Here is a 22197-nt window from a genome sequence, read left to right as displayed (position 1 = left end):
AAATCATCACAGTAATTCTTTGATATAATATAGATAATTCTAATTTTTACATGGAGGTCTATTACCAAATGAAACACATATATTTTAACCATGATGGTGGCGTAGATGATTTAGTATCCTTATTTCTTCTACTACAAATGGATGATGTCAAATTGGTGGGTGTAAGTGCAATCGGTGCTGATAGTTATGTAGAGCCTGCAGTAAGTGCTTCACAAAAAATTATTAATCGCTTTGCTCATTATCCAATTGATGTTGCTGCATCAGTAGAGCGTGGAAAGAACCCTTTTCCTAAAGATTGGCGTATGCACGCATTTTTCATGGATGCTTTACCGATATTAAACGAACCTGTTAAAGCACAACATGCACAGATGCTGTCACATCATGCATACGAAGATATTATTGAAAAGTTACATAACGCTACAGAAAAAATTACATTATTATTTACTGGACCATTAACAGATCTGGCAAAGGCACTTACTGTTGATCCTACAATCACTGAACATATTGAACGACTGGTTTGGATGGGCGGTACTTTCTTATCAAAGGGAAATGTCGAGGAGCCTGAACATGATGGCACTGCAGAGTGGAATGCTTTTTGGGACCCTGAAGCAGTCAAGACCGTCTTTGATACAGACATCAAAATTGATATGGTTGCATTAGAAAGCACAAATCAAGTACCTTTGACCTGGGCTATTAGACAGGCCTGGGCAAATGAAAGGCAGTACACTGGCGTAGACTTCTTAGGTGTCAGCTATGCAGCTGTTCCACCATTAACGCACTTCCAGACTAACTCAACTTATTTTCTATGGGATGTCTTAACTACTGCTTATACGGGATGCCCAGACCTCGTGAAACAAAAGACAGTCATGGCATCAGTATATACAAACGGACCAAGCCAAGGTCAAACATATATAGATGAACAAGCAGGTAGACCCCTCGCAGTAGTCTATCACGTTGACCATGATAGGTTCTTCAAGTTTATGACTGATTTAGCGAAACGTGTAAAAGATTAAATCCGCTATATAGCTTTCATCTCTATGCAAACCTATAACTGTCATTAGTAGTAATTATTAAGCTTTGATTAAAATACAAAACATAGAAATATCAAAGCATAAAAAAGACCCTTAAACTTCAACCGTTGATAAATTGACTTAGTATCTTACTTTAAGCAGTCTTTATCTAAAATGGTTAAGCTTTTAAGGGTCTTACATTATCTATATTCTATACGTGGCGAGTCACAGTATCTACTGGTAATCTATATGAATCATGACCAGGATTTTTCTCTTTACCAATTGCAACAATCATCACTGGTTCATAACGTTCTGGGTCAAGGTCAAATGCTTCTGCAATTTGATCACGTTCAAATCCACCAATTGGGTTTGTATCGTAACCATATGCTCTTGCTACTAACATAAATTGCATTGCTGCTAAACTACTATCTATTTTAATGATGTCATTCATTTCTGCTTTTGATAAACTTTTATAGTATGGTAATACTTTAGCCAACATTTCATCTTTAACATCTTCTGGCATCATCCCATGCTCTACAGCACTATTATAAATTTCTTCACCGTGCTCGTAGTTTTGCATATCCCCAAAGATGACTACCATTGCTGCTGAAGTATCATTTTGTCTCGTATTAAAGCGAATAAGTGGTCGTAATTTATCTTTACCTTCGTCACTTTCTACTACTAAGAAACGCCATGGCTGCATATTTACAGAAGAAGGTGCCTTCGTTGCTTTTTGTATGATTTCGTCCATTTCTGCTTGAGGTATTTTAACAGTTTCATCAAATACTTTAACTGATTTTCTATTCATTACTACATCTTCAAAATTATTATTAATCATGTTCAATGCTCCTTAATTATTTTTTACAAAATCAAATTATACTCAATTTATTACGGATTACAAATCATCTGTTTATAAAATTACCAAATATTATTTTACATATCTTTAAAAATAACTTCTAAACACAAAAAATGCACATTTCTTTAATTAGAAATGTGCATTTTCATATCATATTATTAATTCACTTCAAAAATTCAATTTACATTTAATTATTAATAGATATTTTCTTTATACCTGGCTTAACAAAGCACATTGCAATAATACCTATAACTGCTGCAATGACTGCTGAAATAAACATTGATGAATAACCATAAGATGTTACTAAGATTCCTGTTAAAGTCGGAGCGATAATCGTAGCGGAATTCACGAAAAAGTGTGTCATTCCACCATATGTTCCAGTCTTTTTAGGTGCTGTATCAATAATGACTGCCCAATAAACGGCATTTGGTAAGAAGATACAAGCATTACCTAACATCATCAAAAACATAATCCAGGCAATATTGTTAGTTGTTGGAATAATCAAGAAACAAATCGCCGCTAAAGTCATTCCAAAAATAGCTAAACCGGATCTGGCAATTCTAAGACTGCCTGTTTTATAACGTAACCAGTCCGAAAGTCTACCACCAAAATACGCAGTAAAACAAGCCCCAATCCATGGAATCATACCTAAATACCATAACGAATGTATTTCAAAATGATATTCATCTTGTAAATATTTTGGTGTCCAAGTTAATATTAAAAAGTTTATGTATTGGAAGCCAAAGTAGCCAATCATATTAAACACAAGCGTCGGACTCTTGAAAAAATGATACCATTTTTCATGCGCATTGTGTTCTGTTTCTACAGTTTTTTCACCTTCGACTGTTGATTCAGTAGAACGTATTGCCGTTAATTCTTCTTTAGACACATGTTTATTATCTTCTGGATAGTCTGTAAACACTTTATACCATATGATAATCCAAATAAGTCCAATAAGCCCTAATAAAACAAATAATACACGCCAATTAGAAATCGTTAAGAATCCTGATACAATTGGTGCCGTAATCAATGCACCTAATGGTACACCAATCAAGCCAAGCGCAGACAGTAATCCGCGTTCCTTTGGTGCAGCCCAGTTAGCATTTGTTTTACTAATTGTCGAAAAGATTGGACCTTCTGACACACCAAATAATACACGCATCAATCCAAATCCAGCAATTGCTGATCCACCAAACAATGCCATGCCTATTTCACCTGCAAAAGCCATACCGATTTCAAACAGTGACCATAATGTTCCAGCCACTAGCCATACAAACTTCGGTCCTTTTTTGTCTGCAGTAATGCCTCCAAATAACGAACCAAGCATATAACCATATCCAAAGTAGCCTAATATAGCACCCCAAGCAATATTATCAAAACCAAATTCCTTAATAATATCTTCTTGAGCATATGAAATAGCACCACGATCAACATAATTAATCATAGTCATTACGATGATCATCGTAATGATAAAGTATCGATAATTTTTCACCTTGCTCCCCCCATGTTTAAACACTTAAATCATAAGAAAACTTAACTCTATTTGTAAGCGTTGTCAATATAATTTTTTAATTAATTTGATTTTTCAAAAAATTAAAAATCCAAAAACCCTTGTAACGACAACAATAATGTCACTTAAAATTTTAATTTAAAATATAATCTTTCTATTTATTATGTCTTTCATTCTAATGATAAACTCATGGTCATTTGCTCCACTTGATATCCTAACGCAGTATAAAAACGCTGTACCGTATTACTTGTGAAGACATTTAATTTTAAAGTCAGAAGTCCTTGATCCTGTGCATACTTTTGAATAAAGTTTATTAATTCCTTTGCAATATGCATCCCTCTATATTCCTCAAACACGTAAAGCTCATAAATAAATCCATATGCTTGTTGTGTTAAATAATCAAATTTTGTATCAAATAATATAAAACCTTTAATCGATTCCCCTTCTTTCCACACAAAGTATCGTGCACCTTTTGACACCAATTCTTTCGATAATGCTTTAAGTGCATCATCAGATACAGCTATTTGACAATTCATAGCCTCTTTAAACAAATAGGGTACTGCGTTATAAATCACTTTCAAATCTTTATTCGTCGCTAATTTAATAGACATTTGATCACTTCCTTCTATTATTATGTTTACTATTTATTTGATTGTTTTCTTTGCCATAAACCACACTAAAACCATTCTAATTGTACTCAAATCATATAACACAAAACATTGTTGTATATTTACGTTTTATTTTTTAGAACTAATATTAAATTTTAAATAATATTCTACAAAAATTACCTATAATTTAGTTTAATCACTAGATATATTAAATTTTTATAGTAAAATAAGAGAGGTGGTTTTTTACCATGTGCTGTATTTTCATAATTCAAAAGCAAAAAATACACATTTACATGGTATAATTTAACTATTCATACAAACAACAAGACTACTACTATTTCTTAATACAGAGAAACTACTGTATCTAGACTAAGGTATGACCAAAGTAAGTTAACATTTGAAATAACCACTTACTTTTTGTTACATTCTACCTTATAAAAATTAAGAAAAAAATTGAAAAAGAGGTAAAACAATGAAGTCTATATCCGTTATAGTAACTTACTACAACTCAGAAGATTATATAGAGAGATGTCTAAATAGTCTTAAACATCAGCGATTCCAAGATTTCGAATTAATCTTAGTGAACGATGGTTCAACGGACCAATCTAAAGTCATCGCTACACAAATACTTAAAGATTGGGATATTACCGTTAAAGAAATTGATTTAGAACAAAATATGGGCCATGCACACGCAAGAAATGTGGCAATGAAATCAGTAGAAGCGCCCTACTTCGTTTTTGTAGATTCAGATGATTATCTCGCTTCTTACGCCCTATCATTCTATATGAAAAACTTGAATCATTTTGATGCTTTAATCGCACCAATTCACTCATTTACACTTGATATTCCTCAATATGTGGATCAAAATCTTGTAAGAGTTAGTTACTTAGATACGAAAGAAAATTCTAATCAATTTTTACGTAAGCATTCTGCGTGTAATATCGTCTTTAAAACTGCTATCGTCCATGGACACAACATACAGTTTAATGAAGATTTAAATATATTTATTGACTGGTCATTTGTACTAGAATTTATTAAATATGCTAATAAATTCGTACGTGTCAGTCGCTTCCCTTTCTATATTAAAGGAGAAGTATATGATCCATTTTTAAAACCGACGTTATCTAAACAAGACTTTGGCGTAATCTTTAACGATTATGTTTATAGCTTTAGTGACTCAGTCAAACGTGCGTCAAGACAAGAAAACAAAGCATTCATTCGCAATAAAATGAAAAACTTACTGAAGCATTCATTCGAACCGTCATTGAGAAAGACACCAGAACGTTACGAACAACATAGTGAATTATTACCAAAAGTAGTACGTTCATTATTCCCGTCTATTATAAAAAATGAAAAACCTTTATTTATTATAGAAATGCTATTATTGATGTTTAACAAACGTAATAAAGCATTTAAAGTCAATCGCATACGCAAAAATACGAGATTATTGAAAAGTGTTGTTCTAAAAAGGAAAAATAAAAATCGTGCACACTATCAATTAACCGATAACATCGATAAAGTAAATCCAAGAACGATTGTTTTTGAATCATTTGGTGGTAAAAATTATAGCGATAGCCCTAAATATATTTATGAATATATGATGAAACATTATCCTCAATTAGAATTTATTTGGGTATTCAAAAGTCCAGACAAAGCTTTTTTACCTGGTCCAGCTAAAAAAGTAAAGAAAGGCTCTGCTGCTTACTATGATGCATATTCAAGAGCTAAATATTGGGTGTCTAACGCTAGATTACCGCTTTATTTAAATAAAAAACCAAACCAAGTCTACATACAGACATGGCACGGTACACCTTTAAAACGATTAGCAAATGACATGAAAGTCGTTCGTATGCCAGGTACAACAACGGATAATTATAAACGTAATTTCCGTGAAGAAACTAATCGTTGGGATTACCTTATCTCACCAAATGCATATTCATCTAAAATTTTCGAGACAGCTTTCTGGATGCCACCCGAAAAAATCTTAGAAATTGGATATCCTAGAAATGATGTCTTAGTAAACAGAGCGAATGACCAAGCATTTATACAACAAATTAAAGAAAATCTAAACCTTCCAGAAGGTAAAAAGGTCATTATGTATGCTCCTACTTGGCGAGATGATGAATTTGTAAAAAAAGGTAAATATCTATTCGACTTAAAAATTGATTTAGATAATTTACAACAAAAGCTAGGCGACGACTATGTTGTATTACTAAGAATGCATTATCTAATTTCAAATGCGTTAGACCTACGTGGTTACGAAGACTTTGCAATAGACGTATCAAATTACAGCGATATTTCAGAGCTATATCTAATTTCTGATTGTTTAATTACAGATTATTCATCCGTTATGTTCGATTTCGGTGTATTAAAACGCCCTCAAATCTTCTTTGCTTATGACTTAGATAAATATGACCAAGACCTACGTGGATTCTATCTTGATTTCCACAACGACTTACCAGGTCCAATTTATAAGGATGCTTATCAATTAGCAGATGATTTACAGAACTTAGATAAAATTACCCATGACTACCAAGGTAAGATCGATAAATTCTATAATGATTTCTGTTCAATAGAAAATGGTAAGGCTTCAAAAGCAATTTCAGACTTAATAACTGAAAAATAATTTCTATTTAAATCTGTGCTAAAATTAATAAACTCCAAATAAGATCATTAAACTAAAACCACCAACAAATGGGATACTCCCTAATTTGTTGGTGGTTTTTATTTGATATATCAACCCCCTTCCACATATAACTTGCTTGAGAGCGTACTCTAAGGTGTAACGTAACGTTATAAAAATTAGGAGGTAATATGATGGGTAAATTTACTTCATTAAACAACAAAGTCGTAGTCATTACCGGGGGAGCAAAAAATCTAGGTCGCTTATTAAGTGAAACCTATGCAAGAGAGGGTGCAAATATTATCATTCATCATCATAATGATAACAGTTTAAAGCAAGCTAATCATACTTTAGAAACCGTCAAAGACTTAGGAGGTAACGGCGCAATCTTTTCTGGAGACTTAACTCAAATCGAAAATATCCAAGCTTTATTTGCATTTGCCGAAAAAACTTTCGGAAAAATTGATATCGCTATCAATACAGTGGGTAAAGTATTAAAACAACCAATTGCAGATACCAGTGAAGAAGATTTCGACATAATGCAATCTATCAATGCCAAACAGGCATATTTTTTTATTAAATATGCAGAACAGTATATGAATGATGACGGGAAAATCATTTCAATTGCAACGTCATTGTTAGCAGCATATACAGGTTTCTACTCAACGTATGCAGGTGAAAAAGCACCACTAGAACATTATACAAGAGCTGCTTCTAAAGAGTTTATGGCACGTGGTATTTCTGTAAATAATGTGGCACCAGGCCCAATGGATACACCTTTCTTTTATCCACAAGAATCTGACGATGCTGTTGCTTTCCATAAATCGCAAGCATTACACAATCAACTCACACAAATTGAAGATATTGCGCCAATCGTCAAATTTCTCACTTTAGAAGGTTGGTGGATTAACGGTCAAACGCTATTTGCAAATGGGGGTTATACGACAAGATAAATGGAGGTTTTAAAGATGCAATATTTTGTAGCAGATTTCTTAAATCCAAATACGCAATTAAGCATCATTGACGGGCAAGGTGAAATCATTGATCAACAAACCGTACGAATAGAACCAACAGAGTATGTAAACCAGCTTGCAGAGTATATCATTGAACTGTCTCACGAAAACCACTTATATCATGATGATATTAAAGCAATCGGACTTAGCATCACAGATATCAGTGCTATCAATTATTCAGAATTAGCACAACTAAAAACTGATTTAGAAAGTAAATTCGGCTTCAGTGCTTACATTGAACAAGATCATGATAATCTAGTTCAATCTCTTATTCAGTATAAATAACAACTAGATTAAATCTATTAAATTAACCATAACAATGATTAACTAAAAAACACCGCAATTGCAATATAGGAGCGTTTATAATGAATGTAAAGCAGGCAGCAGAAAAAATTGGCATGAGTGCACACACAATTAGATACTATGACAAATCCGGATTATTTCCATTTATTGAACGCGATCAAAATGGTAATAGAGATTTTAAGGAAGAAGACCTCTATTGGATAGAATTTGTGAAGTGTATGAGACAAACACATATGCCTATTGTACAAATCAAACAAATTGCAGAACTCTATCATCAAGGTCCAGCAACTAAAAACGATAGGATTGAAATATTGAAGCTACACCAACAAAATCTCATGCAACAAAGTACCTTAATCGAAGAAGCATTAAACACTTTAGAACATAAATTTACGCTTATCGAAAAGGAATAACATCGTTTGGGAGAATTTAATATAAAATAATATATAAAACGAAGTCGACCTTGAATAGCAGTAACTAAATGCTTGTCTATTAAATCAATCATCATTTGTTGTACCCAAATTCCATATCAAAAAAGCAGTGAAGTCACGTTAGTTATAACGTTAGCTTCACTGCTTTATTTTTATATGCTATATAATCACTATTGGTGAGTGGAATTATTTAATAGTTCCAGCATCTTTGTCATGTACACCATGACGATAGAAATCAATATATTCTGGTTCTAATGGTTTCTTACCTCTGATGATATCAGCTGCTCTTTCAGCCATCATTAGTACTGGAGAGTGAATATTACCATTAGTCGTACGTGGCATTACAGATGCATCTACTACACGTAGGTTTTCCATACCATGTACTTTAAATGTATCTGGGTCAACAACTGACAGTTCATCAGATTTAGGTCCCATTTTACAGCTACATGATGGATGTAATGCTGTTTCACCATCACGCTTAACCCATTCGATAATTTCTTCGTCTGTTTGAACTTCAGGTCCTGGTGAAATTTCTCCACCGTTAAATGGATCTAATGCTTTTTGAGACAAGATGTTTCTTGCAACTTTGATTGCTTCTACCCATTCACGTTTATCTTCTTCTGTTGATAGATAGTTAAATACAAAGTCTGGTTTTTCGAACGGATCTTTAGATTTAATCTTCAAATGACCACGAGAATTTGAGTACATTGGACCAACGTGAACTTGGTATCCGTGTGCTGTTGGCGCTTTTGTACCATCATATCTTACAGCAATTGGTAAGAAATGGAACATTAAGTTTGGATAATCTACTTCGTCATTTGAACGTACGAATCCGCCGCCTTCGAAATGGTTAGATGCTGCAGCACCTTTACGTCCGAAGATCCATTGTAAACCAATAAATGGCATTTTTAATTTATTTAAACTTGGTTGCATTGATACAGGTTCTTTACATGCATGTTGCACATATACTTCTAAATGGTCTTCAAAGTTTTCACCGACACCAGGTAAGTGTAAACGTGGCTCGATACCAACTGAACGTAGGTGTTCTGAATCACCAATACCAGATAATTGTAATAATTGTGGAGAGTTGATTGCCCCACCTGATAAAATAATTTCTTTTGCTTCTACAGTATGTTCTTTACCATTTTTCTTAAATGTAACACCTGTCACTTTATTATTACCTTCGAAATTCAATTTAGTAACGAATGCACGTGTTTGTACGTCTAGATTTTTACGTTTCATTGCTGGGTGTAAATAAGCTCTTGATGCTGATACACGACGTCCATTGTGTACTTGGCTATCAAAAGGTCCGAAACCTTCTTGACGGAAACCATTCACGTCAGGTGTTTTATTGTATCCTGCTTCTACTCCTGCATTAAAGAATGCTTGGAATAATGGGTTTGTAGCTGGGCCACGACGTAATTTAATCGGACCATAATGTCCACGATATGGATCATCTTTAGTTGAGCCGAAAGTTGTTTCTAATCGTTTAAAGTATGGTAAACAATGTGCAAAATCCCATTTCTCCATACCTTCTGGTTTAGCCCATTTCTCATAGTCCATTGGGTTACCACGTTGATAAATCATACCATTGATAGAACTTGAACCACCTAATACTTTACCACGTGCGTGGCCTACTTTACGTCCATCCATATGTGGTTCTTCATTTGTTTCATAAATCCAGTCATATAGCTTGTTACCTGCTGGGTACATTAATGCTGCTGGCATTTGAATTAATAGGTCCCAAGGATAATCACTACGTCCTGCTTCTAATACAAGTACGTTTTTTGAAGCATCTTCACTTAATCTGCCTCCTAATACTGAACCAGCACTTCCGCCACCAATGATAATATAATCATAAGATTTTCTCATTTTTATATTGCCTCCTAAAATTTATGTCTAACTTTGTGTTTATTTATATTTTCTTAAAAGTATTATTTGCCAAACCAATTCACAGGTTCTGGGTTTGTGTTACGTAGAATATGCTTTTCTTCTTGATATTCAGCTAAGCCAGCTTTACCAAGTTCTCTACCAATACCTGATTGTTTATAGCCACCCCATGGTGCTTGTGCAAAGTATGGGTGGAAATCATTAATCCAAACTGTACCCATCTTCAATTTATTTACCACACGTTCTGCTTTAGAAATATCATTTGTAAATACGCCGCCTGCTAAGCCATAAATAGAGTCGTTAGCTATTTCAATAGCTTCTTCTTCAGTTGAAAAGCCTTCTACTGTTACAACTGGGCCAAATACTTCTTCTTGCACGATACGCATTGATGTATCACAATCAGTGATTACAGTTGGCTCAAAGAAGAATCCCTCTTTTAAGTCTTCACGTTCTGGGCGTTTACCACCAACAGCAATTGTTGCATTTTCAGATTTCGCTACTTCCATATAGCCTTCAATTTTTTCACGGTGTTCAGCTGAAATCACAGGTCCCATTTCAGTTTCAGCATCAAATCCATTACCTAATTTGATACGTTTAACTCTATCGATTAATGCAGCCTCAAATTTGTCTTTGATGTCATTATGGACAATAATTCTCGCACCAGCTGAACAAACTTGACCTGCATGGAAGAATCCACCATTTAACGCTTGATCAACAGCTAAATCGAAATCTGCGTCATCAAAGATAATATTTGGATTTTTACCGCCTAATTCTAATGCAATATTTGTCACATTGTCTGCAGCATTTTTCATAATATGTTTACCTGTTTGAATACCACCAGTAAACGATACTAAGTCTACCTCTTTATGTGATGATAATGGCTCACCGACTTCTGAACCCTTACCTAATACTAAATTAATTACCCCTTTAGGGAATCCTACTTCTTCCATCAATTCAAATACACGAATCGTTGTTAACGGAGTAATTTCACTTGGTTTCATGACTAATGAACAACCTGTTGCTAATGCAGGTGCTATCTTCCAAGAAGCTTGGAGTAATGGATAGTTCCAAGGTGTGATTTGAGTAACAACACCGATTGGTTCTTTGATAATTTTACTTTCTGTATTTGGAATTGGTGAATCAACAATTTCTCCACCATCTTTGTCTGCTAAACCAGCAAAGAAATTAAATACATTAGCAATATCGTCCATATCAGCATAAGATTCTTCTAACGTTTTACCAGTGTCTAGCGTTTCAAGTTTCGCTAACTCTTCACGATGTTTTACGATTAAATCAGCAATCGCTCTTACTTTCTTGCCACGATTCTCACTTGTTTCATTTGCCCATTCACCTTTTTCGAATGAACGTCTTGCCGCTAAAATTGCACGTTCGCTATCTTCTGCTGTACCTTCTGCAACTTCAAAAATCACTTCTTGATTATATGGATTAATAATTTCTCTTGTTTCTTTATTTGAGCTTTCAACCCACTCACCATCGATAAATTGACGACGAGATAAATTACTTACAAGTTCCATTAAAATTACCTCCGTTAAGTTTGTTAAATTTTTATTTAACGAATTTTATAGATTTTATGTTAGCATAGTAATTGAAAGGGTGTCAAACGCGTTTAAGTATAAATGATTAATTCAACGCATATGACGCGTTCTCATAAAAACTTTACCCATATAGATAAATTTTAATAATGGGTAGGAGGTATATGTCGTGGTAAAAATAAATGATCCTGAACATCAATTAGAAACAGCAAAAGATATTTTCATTAATGCAATTGGTGAGACGATGGACTTATATGGCATTAATCGTAGTGTAGGAAACCTTTATGGCACAATGTTATTCGAAGACAGCATGACGCTAGATGAAATGCGTGAAGAATTACAGATGAGTAAGCCAAGCATGAGTGCAGGCGTTAAAAGACTACAAGAGTTTGATATCGTCAAGCAAAAATTCACTCGTGGTAGCCGCAAACAACACTTTGTAGCTGAAAAGGATTTCTTCAATTTCTTTGGTAATTTTTTCCCAAGGAAATGGCGTCGTGAAATTGTAATCAATACAGAAGCTGTTCATAAAGCAATAGCAATTATTGACACACTCAATGACAGAGAAGGTATAGACGAAGCCGTAAAAGCTGAAGGTAACGATATCAAACAGCAATTAATTGATACTTTGCCATACTTTGAATGGCTAGAAAATATTAGCCATGCAATTGAAACAGGCGAAATTTATAAACACTACCCTATTCCTGAACAAAAGTATAAATATTAACTTTGACACTTTATGTATTACTATTCATATTTACTTTATTTAACTGCATGATACTTAGTTAACAGGATGCATTCGCTGCCCCTATTTCATATCAATGGAACTGAGGGGCTATTTTTATGCTTTAATATATCTTCTTAGTACTTATATATACCACTTTGATTACCACGACCTGCCACTCACTATTACAAAATGTATATAAAGGGACAAACGAATTTATCTCAGCACATGCATAAAGGTGCTGAAACATATGGTACCTTCATCACAAACATGTCTCTTTAAACATGATCCATTATTTTATATGCTAACGCTTAAATCTAAAAAAGCAGGTTGGAACATTTAAAATATTCCAACCTGCTTATGCATCTATTAACACTTATAAATAAGTGACTGTTATGTTTTATGATTTAAAAAACGGATTATAAATTATCGTCTTCTTCTTTTTCTTTAACTTGAATAATTCTCAGTGATCGACGTTCTACTTCACGATATTTATCCGCACGTCTTTCGAGTTTCAGCCTATCTCCCTCTAATGTTCGCATAAATGAAATCATCATGATTACAAATATAGCAATCAGCGGCACACTAGCTAATATAGATGCCGTCTTCAAGACATCTAACGCATGTTCTCCACCAACAAGCATTAATGAATATGGTAATAAACTCAATGCAAATGCCCAGAATAATCTGTTAGCACGTAAAGGTTCACCGATAACATGCTTCTGCGTAGCAGCTGCTAAGATATATGATGCTGAGTCAAATGTTGTTACCAAGAATAAGAATGCTGCGATTAAGAATAAAATAATTGTTAAGTTCGGGAATGGTAATTGATGCATAACTTCAATAATCGTTGATTCTGCACTATGGCTATTCAAGAAATTAATTACATTAAATTGACCTGAAATTTGCAGATAAACTGCATAGTTTCCGAAAATACCAAAGAACATCATACAACCTAACGTACCATAACCTATTGTTCCTAAAATAATTTCTTTCAATGTTCGACCTTTTGAGATACGGGCAATGAATAAACCAATAAATGGCGCATAAACTATCCACCACGACCAATAGAATATTGTCCATTGTTGTGGGAAATTTGTATCTTTACGTCCATCAATACCGCCAAACGGTTCAAGCCAAGTCGCCATTTGGAAGAAGTTTTTCAACATATCACCAAATGATGTCACTGTAGTTTCCATAATAAATACCGTCGGACCTACAATAAAGACAAACGCTAATAATAATAGTGAAATCCAGACGTTCACATCACTGAGCACTTGAATTCCTTTCTTCAATCCACTATATGAACTGATACCAAATACAAGCGTAATCAATAATAATATAATGGTGCGCATAACCATATTATGACCATCTAGACCAGTCAATCGTTCAATTCCTGCTGAAATTAATGGCACACCTAATGCTAGTGATGTTGCTGCACCACCTAATAAACCAAAGATAAATACAATATCAACTAATTTACCTAAGAATTTATCAGTTTGCCCCTTTAGTATCGGACGACAAGCCTGACTTATTTTGAAAATTGGTTTTTTCTTAATAAATACTAAGTAACCAATTGGTAACGCCGGTAATACATAAATTGACCAGGCAATAGGTCCCCAGTGGAACATCCCATATGTAGTTGCGTACTCTAATGCACTATCTGTCATACCTTTTCCATCATGTGGTGGCACTTGATAATAATACGCCCACTCAATGATACCCCAATATAATATATCTGAGCCGATACCAGCACAGAATAACATTGAAGCCCAACTAAAGTTATTAAATTCAGGCTTATCTGTAGCCTTACCTAATGTGACATTTCCATATTTACCAAATGCTATATATAGCACAAAACCAAAAATTACTAATCCAAGTAATAAATATACCGAGCCAAGAGAATTCGAAACTGCTTTGTTTAAGTTAGTGATAACTTCTTGGCTTGCTTTAGGAAACACAATCATAGGAATAACTGCAAATAACAATACAACAACTGTCCCTATAAAAGTGGTCCAATCCATAACTCTATTTTTTTTCACTTTTGAGCACTCCTCATAATTGAATAGTATGTAAAAGTTTAACGAAATTCGCGTCCATTTTTGCTAAACCATTTAATTATTCACATTCATGAGCCTAACGAACTTTAAATAATAATGCAAATTACATTCAAAAAACACAATTCAAAAAGATGAATAATTATATAAATGTAATTATTTATCATCTTTAGAAAATCGCCACAATCACAGTATTAAATTTAAACTTAACAAAATGAACAAATCTTACAAACTTAACATTGTGTATTTTTATGCACTTATTACGTATAAATATTTGTTTATATTTTTTTATTTTACGGCATAAAAAAACAGAATATTTTAATAAATTAGCCCCTATCAACAAATAATAACTCATAGAATAGCGCATGAATTTTATGACTTAATTATTCTATAACTGACAGTCAAAATAACAGTATGATTCACCCTATTTAAAAGTAATTCTATAAACAAACATTTTTATACCAATACTATATAATAGAAGAAAGACAGATAATTATTAAAATTAAAGGAGCTTACAATGACCAAAAAAAATATTATTAATTATTGGGATAAACGCGCCGCATCATTTAGCACTGATAAAGTAGCCGAATTAGAAAGTCACCATGCCCAAAAATGGCTCAATGAAATAAGTAGAATTAAAAAAATAAAACCCGGCATGCGTATTTTAGATATTGGAACTGGAGCAGGATTTTTAGCAATTCTTTGTGCTCAAGCAGGCGGAACTGTATGTGGTATCGACCTTTCCCCAGATATGATTAAAGCTGCTCAAGAGAATAAGCAAAAATTCAATCAGCAAGTCACATTTGAAGTTATGGATGCAGAACAATTATTGTTTGAAGATTGCACGTTCGATCTTGTTATTGCGCGAAATGTGACCTGGTTATTGCCTAATACTGCCAAGGCATATTCAGAATGGTTACGTGTGTTAAAAGTAGACGGTACATTAATTAACATTGATGCAGATTACGGTAATACATCCTTTGAATCTTATAGTGACATTCCTAATGATCATGCACATCATAAACTAGGTGAACAAATGCTTCATGAAAGTGAAACATTAAAGAACGGAATCGCAATCAATTCATACCGTCGCCCTCATTATGACCAAACGGTTTTAACACAACTTGGTTTATCATCTATTCATGTCGATGAAACTGTTTACCAACGTATTTATCAAGAGCAAGATCAATTTTATAATCCTACCCCTATATTTTTAATTGCCGTCACAAAATCCTGACTTTAAAGTTAAAGTTATTACAGTTCGTGGATATTTTATGACAGTTACCGTATCAAAGTGTTAACGGCTTGCGTTCTAACACAATTTTTATCATACTATAGTTGAAATAAGTAAAAGGAGTGGTAAGAATGAACAAAGAACAATTGGATAAAGTAAAAAATGGTAAAGGCTTCATCGCTGCATTAGACCAAAGTGGCGGCAGCACACCTAAAGCGCTTAGTGATTATGGCGTTACTGAAGATCAATATAATAGTGAAGACGAAATGTTTAAACTTGTTCACGATATGCGTACACGTATCGTTTCATCACCTGCCTTCACTTCAGATAAAATTGTAGGGGCTATTCTTTTCGAACAAACGATGGATCGTGAAGTCGAAGGTAAGCATACTGGAGATTACTTAGCTGACAAAGGAATTGTACCATTCTTGAAAGTTGATAAAGGTTTGGCTGACGAACAAGATGGTGTACAAGTTATGAAACCTATTCCTGATTTAGATGCATTATTAAGCCGTGCTAATGATCATAAGATTTTCGGTACAAAAATGCGTTCAAATATCCTTAAATTCAACAAAGATGGTATAGATTCAGTTGTTAAACAACAATTTGATATTGCTAAACAAATAATTGCTGCAGGCCTTGTACCAATTATTGAACCAGAGGTTAATATTCACTCTGAAGACAAGGCAGAAATCGAAGCTTATTTAGCAGAAGCAATCGCTAAAGAGTTAGACAACTTAACAGAAGATCAATTAGTGATGTTGAAATTATCAATTCCTACAAATGCAAATCAATATGAATCATTAATCAATCACCCAAACGTAGTACGTGTTGTTGCTCTATCTGGTGGATATAGTAGAGAGGATGCTAATGCATTACTTAAACAAAATAATGGTTTAATTGCAAGCTTCTCTCGTGCATTAATCAATGATCTAAATGTAAATCAATCAGATGAAGAGTTCGATAAAGTTTTAGGTGACACAATCGATTCTATCTATGATGCATCAGTTAATAAAGGTTAATCGTTGAACTGCAAACTATTGATTGTCTATACTCATTTCCCAGGAAATGAAAAGCACTGTAAATCAATAGACAATTTTAAATATGCGTTCTGTTTGAGACATAAATAGTTCAGATTCATACGAAAAAGCCATCGTTAAAAGATTTATTAATCTTTTAACGATGGCTTTTTTCTAGAATTTAAATTTCAATATATGTTTTTTAGTTTATATATTATTTAAATAACTCTGTTTTAATCTAAAACCACCCCGAAGGGTGGCAAAAATGCTGATGTGGAAGAATCTTTGAGAGCCTCAGTTAAAAAGAGAGCAATTTTTTCTTATGAGGCTCAATTATAATCTTATCTAAATATTTAATTTTTTAATATCCTTTTATGAACAATAGTAAATATTTATAACTATTAAGTAAAAATATAGCAAAATGAATTAACTTCAAATACAAAATAAACAAACTTTTACTAGTTAATATTTTATTAAAAATGTATTCCCTCCTATTAATTCATTTGTTCAATCATATTAAACAGTAGTGATGAGTCATTCAATTTTTACTATTAGCAATTTAATTTTTTCTAACTTTCATTTTCCCCGACATATAAATAACTAATTGTTATAATGTTGAACTAACTTCTTGTTTCAAAATTATTAATAAGGAGGTATTTCATTTATGAATAAAACGTTTTACACCATAGAATATGACTCTGAGTATAAGCTAGCCACTTTTCATAAATATAGCAAATCCGGTCATGATTTTAGTTATGTGTTTAGCGGCGAACAAACTATAGAAACCATTATATTTAAAATGAAATCTATAACTCAACATTTGAATCTTAATAAAGGCAAATAAAACATACAACCAAAGAAAGATATTGAATTTTATAGGGTTATAAGAATTTCATAACAGTACAACAAAAATATTAGTTACGATAATTAAGTCAGCATAAATAATTATAATAACACGAAAAAGTCGATTGAACTCATTGCTCAATCGACTTTTTCTATGATTCAATTCCTATCAAAGCTACTATTGCTCTTGATTTTTCGTAAATGCTACATGCTCATCACTGTGTTTACGACTACCTTGTGTCATGTATAATACGAGTGCAATTAAATACCAAGCTATAACAATCAACCATTCTGATGGCCAAGCAAGTGAAGAAGGCATTCCAGGCATATAAATTAATAAGAATCCCACACTTAAAACAATGGCCACTATACCGACAAACATACCATTTCTAATATGATATGGACGTTTTAAATCTGGCTGTGATTTACGTAGTTTAATAAATGAAATCGCTACTAATAAGTATCCTAATACTACTCCGATACCGCCTGCATTGACAATCCAAACTAATGCTGGACGTCCAAGAAGTGGTGCTACAAAGGCAAGTACTCCTAAAAAGATAATACCGTGTGTTGGTGTTTTATATTTAGGATGAATATAAGCAAACCATTTGGGAATCATACCATTATTTGCCATTGCATATAAGATACGACTACCACCTATAATAAAAGCATTCCAACTAGTAATAATACCTGCGACACCACCTAATACAAGTAACACCCCAAAGCCACTGTGTCCAAAAAGATTAACCATTGCATCAGCAGTTGCCAAATTACTTGTCGTAAGTGCTTTTGGCGATAGTCCAGCAGCTACACCAAAGACAATTAATAAATAGAAAATCACAGAGGCGATAATGGATAATATTAAAATACCTCCAATTTTCTTAGAAGGTGCCTTAACCTCCTCGGCAATCTGTGGAATAACATCAAACCCAACAAATAAAAATGGGATCATCATAAGGACTGACATCGTACCACCAAGTCCATTTTCAAATGGTGTTAAATGACTAAAGTTACCGTTAAATCCTGCACCAAATACGAGCAATAGACCTACTGCAACAATAAAAATAGTAAAGACGGTTTGCATAATTGCAGCTGGTTTTACACCAAAGTAATTTAATGATGTTAATATAATGCTACCTACAGATCCAATTAACACCCATGTAAAATAAACATCCCATCCTGCAATGTTCCACATCAAACCTTGATGTTTAAATGGGATGACATAGTCAATAACGGTAGGCAGTGCCACCGCTTCAAATGTAATCACTGAAACATAACCAAATAGTACAGACCAACCTGAAATAAATGCAATCCCCGGTGAAAATGCCTTCTTTACAAATACAAAACCACCTCCTGTTTCCGGGATTGCAGAAGCAAGTTCTGCATATGTTAAACCGATCACGATGACCAATATACCACCAATGACAAATGCGATAATACTACCAACAAAGCCTGCAGTTGACACCCATTCTCCAGATAAAACAACCCATCCCCATCCTAACATGGCGCCTATCGCTAAAAATAAGACATCTACTACATTCATTGTTTTATTAAATTGTGATTTCATCAGCATACCCCTTTTAATGAATTTAAAATTTAATATGTGAGAATAGGTTGAAATGACCTAAATTTTGCATGTCACTCCAACCTATTCACATTCAAACTACATTAATGCTAATAAAGTAGTTGTTACTACAAAATTTTAAAATGTAATCTATAATCCAACTGATAAATATTTAGTTTCTAAGTAAGGCTCAATGCCCTCTGTTCCACCTTCTCGACCATATCCACTTTCTTTTAGACCACCAAATGGCGCATGTGCAGCAGAAGGACCACCGTCATTCCATCCAATCACACCATAGTCAAGTTCACTAAATAATTTCAAGCCTGTTCGATAATCATTAGTGAAGAAATACGATGCTAACCCAAATTCAGTATCATTTGCGATGCCAATAACTTCATCTAAATCTTCATATGTCATTACTGGCGCTATCGGACCAAAGGTTTCTTCGAACATCGGTTTCATCTCTAATGTTGCATTGGAAATGACGACTGGCTTTAAGAAATTACCGCCAAGTGATTTAATTTCGTCAATACTTCTTGATAACGTTGCACCCTTCGCTTCACAATCTGTAATATGTGTTAAGACTTTTTCTACTGCTTCATTATCGATCAATGGTCCAATATCTACTTCTTCCAATCCATTACCAATAGTTAATGCATGCACTTTATCAGTAAGTTTTTGAACATATTCATCCGCAATCGCTTTATGCACAAAAATTCTATTAGCACAAATACACGTTTGACCAGCATTTCTAAATTTAGAAGCAATCGTCCCATCCACTGCAGCATCTATATCAGCGTCTTTGTGCACGATAAACGGTGCCAATCCACCTAGTTCCATCGTCGCATTTTTAACTGTGTCAGCAGATTGTTCGATTAACTTTTTACCAACACCAGTAGAACCTGTAAATGTTACTTTATTAATTCTTGGATGTTTAGTGAAGATGTCTCCTGCATCTCTACCTGAAGCGATAATATAAGAAATGGCATCTTCTGGTATACCTGCCTCATGTGCTAGTTCCACTAACTTAATTGTTGTTAATGGTGTTTTAACTGCGGGTTTACAAACAATCGTACATCCAGCCGCTAATGCTGGTGCCATTTTTCGAGTAATCATAGCTGCAGGAAAATTCCATGGTGTAATTGCACCTACAACGCCAACTGGGAATTTATCAACGACAATCTTTTTTGATGAAGTATTTGCTGGTATTGTACGACCATATACACGTTTGGCTTCTTCTGCATACCATTTCACATATGAATTAGCATATACAATTTCACCTTTAGCTTCAGCTAATGGTTTACCACCTTCAAGTGTTACTAATTTCGCTAATTCATCTTGATGTTCATCTATTAATTCAGCCCATTTAAATAATTTTGCTGAGCGCTCATGTGCATCGACAAACCGCCATGTTTGAAACGCATTGTATGCACGTTCAATCTTTGCATCAATGTCTTCATGGCTTGTATAGTCTATACTTTCGATGACTTCATTTGTAGCAGGGTTCAATACATCTAATTGTGTCATTTTGAATCTCTCCTCTTGATAAAATAATTTCATAGCACTACTATGCCATACCCTTTTTGAAAAATATTTTACTGCTTTACGATGGTTGTGTAGAGGCTACTTTTGCAAATGCATCTTGTAAGATCTTTAACCCAGTGTTTAACTCATCATCAGTAATTACTAATGGGGCCAAGAAACGAATGACATTCCCTTTTATACCTGCAGACAATAATAGCAAGCCGTGCTCATTTGCCGTTTTTACTATTTTGCTTGTAAGTACTTTGTCAGGTTCTCCTGTTTCTGGATTAATAATCTCCATTGCTACCATTGCACCTAGTCGTCTAATTGGACCAATACTGTCATAAGTGTGCGTTAATTCTTGTAAGAATTGTTCGATATTATGACCTAATGTCTCTGCTTTTTCATTAAGTTGTTCTTTTTCAATAATTTCGATAACTTTTAATGCGGCTTCACATGCTAACGGATTACCAGCATACGTACCTCCTAATTCACCTGGGTTTGCGCTATCCACTATTTCCGCTTTACCTACAACACCACTGAGTGGAAATCCTGCCGCTAATGATTTGGAAACTGTCATTAAATCTGGTTCAACGTCAAAGTGCTCTATTGCAAAGGTTTTACCTGTTCTTGCAAAACCTGTTTGAATCTCATCTGCCACAAATACAATACCGTTAGACTCACAAATTGCTTTCACAGCCTGCACAAATTTACGATCCGGAATTATAAATCCACCCTCACCTTGTACAGGCTCCATAACAATACAAGCAACTTCACTAGGATCTACTGTTTCAATAAAGAAATCATGTAACTTTTGAATAACTTGATCTACGTATTCTGCATTAGAAAGTGTATTAGGCTTTTCTGAAACATTTGGATAGGGTGCTTGATATACTTCAGGCGCAAATGGACCAAAACCATACTTGTATGGTCTAACCTTACTCGTCATAGACATTGTCAAATTTGTTCGTCCATGAAACCCTCTAACGAATGAAACTACTGCTTGTCTGCCAGTATATTTTCTAGCTATCTTCACGGCGTTTTCCACTGCTTCTGCGCCAGAATTTAAAAGAATGCTCTTTTTAGCAAAGTTACCTGGTGTAATTTCTGCTAATTTTTGTGCTAATTTTAAGTAACTTTCATACATAATGACATTAAAACCAGGATGTATAAATTTATCTAATTGTTCCTTTAAGTGTTTCGTAATCTCAGGGTGTGTGTGACCAACATTTAATGTGCCAATTGCACCTGCAAAATCAATAAAAGTATTGCCTTCGATATCTTTAATCGTTGCGCCACTTGCTGTATCTGCTACATGTAAATTACCGTTTCCTACCCCTCTAGCTACATATTGTTCACGTATTGTCTTATAATATTCGAATTGTTCAGTCATAATTAGCCCCCTTAACCTTTCGATAAAGTATTATCGTTATCTAAA

Annotated in this window: 18 protein-coding genes; 9 read left to right on the top strand and 9 right to left on the bottom strand. The window is 34.0% G+C overall.

The features are described from left to right. The first annotated feature begins 68 nt into the window (after positions 1 to 68). Positions 69 to 1013, top strand: coding sequence for a nucleoside hydrolase (locus ACY191_RS03150; RefSeq protein WP_229366497.1), 945 nt, complete (start codon positions 69 to 71; stop codon positions 1011 to 1013). Positions 1014 to 1221: 208 nt separating this feature from the next. Here ACY191_RS03150 and ACY191_RS03145 read toward each other — a convergent pair whose 3' ends face one another. The 3 genes from ACY191_RS03145 to ACY191_RS03135 all read right to left on the bottom strand — a co-directional run bounded on the left by ACY191_RS03145 (position 1222) and on the right by ACY191_RS03135 (position 3987). Next, the gene (locus tag ACY191_RS03145) at positions 1222 to 1848 is read right to left on the bottom strand and encodes a nitroreductase family protein (RefSeq protein ID WP_107527296.1); all 627 of its coding nucleotides are present in this window, start codon (positions 1846 to 1848) and stop codon (positions 1222 to 1224) included. Between the two features lie 205 nt (positions 1849 to 2053). After that, positions 2054 to 3358 carry an MFS transporter gene (locus tag ACY191_RS03140; RefSeq protein ID WP_042740456.1) on the bottom strand — a complete coding sequence of 435 codons (1305 nt, stop codon included), beginning with the start codon at positions 3356 to 3358 and terminating at the stop codon, positions 2054 to 2056. A 188-nt stretch (positions 3359 to 3546) separates the two neighbouring features. Beyond that, the gene (locus ACY191_RS03135) at positions 3547 to 3987 is read right to left on the bottom strand and encodes a GNAT family N-acetyltransferase (protein WP_229366496.1); all 441 of its coding nucleotides are present in this window, start codon (positions 3985 to 3987) and stop codon (positions 3547 to 3549) included. Between the two features lie 469 nt (positions 3988 to 4456). Between ACY191_RS03135 and ACY191_RS03130 the strand changes: the two genes are divergently transcribed. The 4 genes from ACY191_RS03130 (at position 4457) to ACY191_RS03115 (ending at position 8333) form a co-directional block, all read left to right on the top strand. Beyond that, positions 4457 to 6610, top strand: coding sequence for a bifunctional glycosyltransferase/CDP-glycerol:glycerophosphate glycerophosphotransferase (locus tag ACY191_RS03130; protein ID WP_229366495.1), 2154 nt, complete (start codon positions 4457 to 4459; stop codon positions 6608 to 6610). Positions 6611 to 6801: 191 nt separating this feature from the next. Continuing rightward, positions 6802 to 7560, top strand: a complete 759-nt coding sequence (locus tag ACY191_RS03125) for an SDR family oxidoreductase (RefSeq protein ID WP_107641982.1) — start codon at positions 6802 to 6804, stop codon at positions 7558 to 7560. A gap of 15 nt (positions 7561 to 7575) precedes the next feature. Further along, positions 7576 to 7905: an ROK family protein gene (locus ACY191_RS03120; protein WP_107513023.1), complete on the top strand. Its 330-nt coding sequence runs from the start codon at positions 7576 to 7578 to the stop codon at positions 7903 to 7905. An 80-nt stretch (positions 7906 to 7985) separates the two neighbouring features. Continuing rightward, a complete protein-coding gene (locus tag ACY191_RS03115; protein WP_229366494.1) occupies positions 7986 to 8333 on the top strand; it encodes a MerR family transcriptional regulator in 348 nt (115 codons plus the stop codon). Positions 8334 to 8537: 204 nt separating this feature from the next. On the opposite strand, the gene betA is transcribed toward ACY191_RS03115, so the two are convergent. Continuing rightward, entirely contained in the window at positions 8538 to 10223 is a 1686-nt protein-coding gene (gene betA / locus ACY191_RS03110) for a choline dehydrogenase (protein WP_042740461.1), read from the bottom strand. Between the two features lie 62 nt (positions 10224 to 10285). Next, on the bottom strand, positions 10286 to 11776 hold the full coding sequence (gene betB, locus ACY191_RS03105; protein ID WP_229366493.1) for a betaine-aldehyde dehydrogenase: 1491 nt from the start codon (positions 11774 to 11776) through the stop codon (positions 10286 to 10288). 187 nt (positions 11777 to 11963) lie between these two features. Here betB and cudC point away from each other — a divergent pair, with 187 nt between their 5' ends. Then, entirely contained in the window at positions 11964 to 12521 is a 558-nt protein-coding gene (gene cudC / locus ACY191_RS03100) for a choline uptake/conversion transcriptional regulator CudC (RefSeq protein ID WP_042740463.1), read from the top strand. A 416-nt stretch (positions 12522 to 12937) separates the two neighbouring features. Here the strand turns inward: cudC and ACY191_RS03095 are convergent, their stop codons facing one another. Continuing rightward, positions 12938 to 14560 carry a BCCT family transporter gene (locus ACY191_RS03095; protein WP_042740464.1) on the bottom strand — a complete coding sequence of 541 codons (1623 nt, stop codon included), beginning with the start codon at positions 14558 to 14560 and terminating at the stop codon, positions 12938 to 12940. A 532-nt stretch (positions 14561 to 15092) separates the two neighbouring features. On the opposite strand from ACY191_RS03095, the gene ACY191_RS03090 reads away from it, so the two are divergent. The 3 genes from ACY191_RS03090 to ACY191_RS03080 all read left to right on the top strand — a co-directional run bounded on the left by ACY191_RS03090 (position 15093) and on the right by ACY191_RS03080 (position 17672). Beyond that, positions 15093 to 15812 (top strand): class I SAM-dependent methyltransferase, encoded by a 720-nt coding sequence (locus ACY191_RS03090; RefSeq protein ID WP_229366492.1) that lies wholly within the window; start codon positions 15093 to 15095, stop codon positions 15810 to 15812. Between the two features lie 128 nt (positions 15813 to 15940). Further along, complete coding sequence (locus ACY191_RS03085) at positions 15941 to 16831, top strand: fructose bisphosphate aldolase (RefSeq protein WP_042740466.1); 891 nt, start codon at positions 15941 to 15943, stop codon at positions 16829 to 16831. A gap of 661 nt (positions 16832 to 17492) precedes the next feature. Next, positions 17493 to 17672 (top strand): hypothetical protein, encoded by a 180-nt coding sequence (locus tag ACY191_RS03080; RefSeq protein WP_229366491.1) that lies wholly within the window; start codon positions 17493 to 17495, stop codon positions 17670 to 17672. Positions 17673 to 17849: 177 nt separating this feature from the next. On the opposite strand, the gene ACY191_RS03075 is transcribed toward ACY191_RS03080, so the two are convergent. The 3 genes from ACY191_RS03075 to gabT all read right to left on the bottom strand — a co-directional run bounded on the left by ACY191_RS03075 (position 17850) and on the right by gabT (position 22152). Further along, positions 17850 to 19238: an APC family permease gene (locus ACY191_RS03075; RefSeq protein ID WP_107526849.1), complete on the bottom strand. Its 1389-nt coding sequence runs from the start codon at positions 19236 to 19238 to the stop codon at positions 17850 to 17852. 147 nt (positions 19239 to 19385) lie between these two features. After that, on the bottom strand, positions 19386 to 20762 hold the full coding sequence (locus tag ACY191_RS03070; protein ID WP_229366490.1) for an NAD-dependent succinate-semialdehyde dehydrogenase: 1377 nt from the start codon (positions 20760 to 20762) through the stop codon (positions 19386 to 19388). Positions 20763 to 20838: 76 nt separating this feature from the next. After that, positions 20839 to 22152, bottom strand: coding sequence for a 4-aminobutyrate--2-oxoglutarate transaminase (gabT, locus tag ACY191_RS03065; protein WP_042740469.1), 1314 nt, complete (start codon positions 22150 to 22152; stop codon positions 20839 to 20841). Positions 22153 to 22197 lie beyond the last annotated feature (45 nt).

This window comes from Staphylococcus sp. TCBT05 (genome assembly GCF_055179755.1).
The sequence above is the reverse complement of the archived record's forward strand: the minus strand, read 5'-3'. Positions and strand labels throughout refer to the sequence as shown.